Genomic DNA, 2,243 nt, shown 5'->3' on the forward strand with positions numbered 1-2,243 from the left:
CTAAGGGATGCCGCCCCGGACATAATTGTCCGATCCGAGGTCGTGACCTCGGTTCACGAGCCCGGCGCGCCAACTCCCGAGCGGCCAGTCACGCCATTGTCCGAAGTTGCACTACTCACTAATACTCGCGATGAGCCAAACATGGCGAGCGAGATCGCCCGCGAGCTGGGAAGTGCGGACCGCGTGGATTTGCTCTGCGCCTTCATTCGGTTTGCAGGCATCGCTGTCATTCGGCGTCAACTAGAGGCATTGCGCGACCGAGGCGTCCATCTACGAGTAATCACCACGACGTACCGGGGTGCAACGGAGCGGCGAGCGCTCGATCAACTTGTATATCGGTACGGAGCAGAAGTTCGCGTTCGCTATGAGACTGCGTCAACGCGACTTCACGCGAAAGCCTGGCTCTTCCGCAGGAACTCGGGATTTGACACCGGATATGTTGGTAGCTCGAATCTCTCCCGCTCCGCGCTCGTTGATGGACTCGAGTGGAACGTGCGGATCTCCAGCGTCGCGACACCTACGTTGGTGCGGAAGTTTGAGGCTACGTTCGACACCTACTGGAATGACCCAGGGTTCATCCCCTACGACCCAAGCATCGACAGTGCTCGCCTCGACAAGGCGCTTGCCGCCGCTAGCGGCACGCGGCCGGGCGACGCGCTCACGATATCGGGGCTTGACGTCCAGCCATATCCCCACCAGGAGCGAATCCTCGAAGCTCTCGATGTGGCGCGCGAAGTGCACGACCAGCATCGGAACCTAGTTGTGGCAGCGACCGGTACAGGTAAGACGGTAGTCGCCGCTCTCGATTACAAGAGACTGTGTGAAGCTGCTGGGAAGCCGCTCACCTTGCTGTTTGTCGCACACCGAAAAGAGATACTCGAACAGTCGATGCGAAAGTACAGGGAGGTACTCGGCGACGGGAGTTTTGGAGAACTCTACGTCGATGGAAGACGCCCAACCGACTGGAAGCACGTCTTTGCCAGCATTCAATCGTTGAACAGTAAGGCCAGGCAGGTATTCGACCTGTCAGCCTTCGACGTGGTTGTAGTTGACGAATTTCACCACGCAGCGGCCAAGAGTTACGTCAGCCTCCTCTCCCAGATCGGTCAGGCTGAGCTTCTCGGCCTCACCGCAACGCCCGAACGTTCCGATTCGCTCGATATCCTCAGCTGGTTTAGTGGTCGACCCACGTACGAACTGCGACTCTGGGATGCGCTCGAGCAAGATCTTCTCTGCCCATTCCACTACTTTGGTATCTCGGACAACACCGATCTGCGCGACATCGCCTGGTCACGCGGCGACTACCGCATTAGCGACCTCGAGAACGTCTACACCGGTAATGATGCTCGGACGCGCCTCATACTGAACGCAGTTCGGGACTACGTCGCAGATCCACTAAGCATGCGAGCCCTCGGCTTCTGCGTGTCGATTGCACACGCCGAGTACATGGCGCACTCGTTCTCAAGGCAAGGAGTTCCCGCGAGGGCTGTCTCTGCCGAAACCAACAGTGACGACCGCGCGCGAGCATTCGCTGATCTTCGTAGTGGCGCCGTCAAGTGTCTGTTCGCCGTAGACATCTTCAACGAGGGTGTCGACCTTCCCGACGTCGACACCCTGTTGATGCTGCGTCCAACCCAGAGCGCGACGGTCTTCCTCCAACAGCTTGGGCGCGGCTTGCGACGGAGCAGAGGGAAGGCTGTGCTCACGGTGTTGGACTTCATCGGACACCACCGCGCGGAGTTCAACTTCGCCCCCCGCTTTACGGCGCTGACCGGCGAGCGAGGCAAACGCCTCGTTGAGGAGGTTTCGGACGGATTCCCGTACTTACCCGGGGCGAGCAGGATAGTTCTTGACCGGCAGGCTCGGAACATCGTTCTCGAGTCGGTCAAGCGATCACTCCCCACGAACCGCAAGTCCGCACTCGTAGCTTCAGTCCGCGATGCGAATACGACGGTCCTTGGCGAGTACCTCGATGCCACGGGAGCGGAGCTCTCAGATGTCTACGGAGGAAGCGTCGCCCGCGCATGGACTTCCCTACTCCGGGATGCTCGTCTCCTTTCGTCGGAGCCTGGGCCGGCCGAATACTCGCTTGCACGCCGTGTGCGGGCACTGGCGCACGTAGACGATCTCGAGCGCATTGAGCTGTACTGGCGACTAATCGAACCGAACGCTCCAACCTACGCGCAGCTCTCGCCTCGCGAGCAGGTACTGGCGCGCATGCTCTTCTTCACCCTTTGGTCTGA

1 protein-coding gene is annotated in these 2,243 nt (G+C 59.8%); it reads left to right on the forward strand.

Annotated features, from left to right (window positions below; all coding sequences use genetic code 11):
* On the forward strand, positions 1–2,243 hold a 2,243-nt coding region (locus GP2_RS20700; protein WP_006902607.1), incomplete at both ends, for a DEAD/DEAH box helicase.

This window comes from Gordonia paraffinivorans NBRC 108238 (genome assembly GCF_000344155.1).
GTDB classification, from domain to species: Bacteria; Actinomycetota; Actinomycetes; order Mycobacteriales; family Mycobacteriaceae; genus Gordonia; species Gordonia paraffinivorans.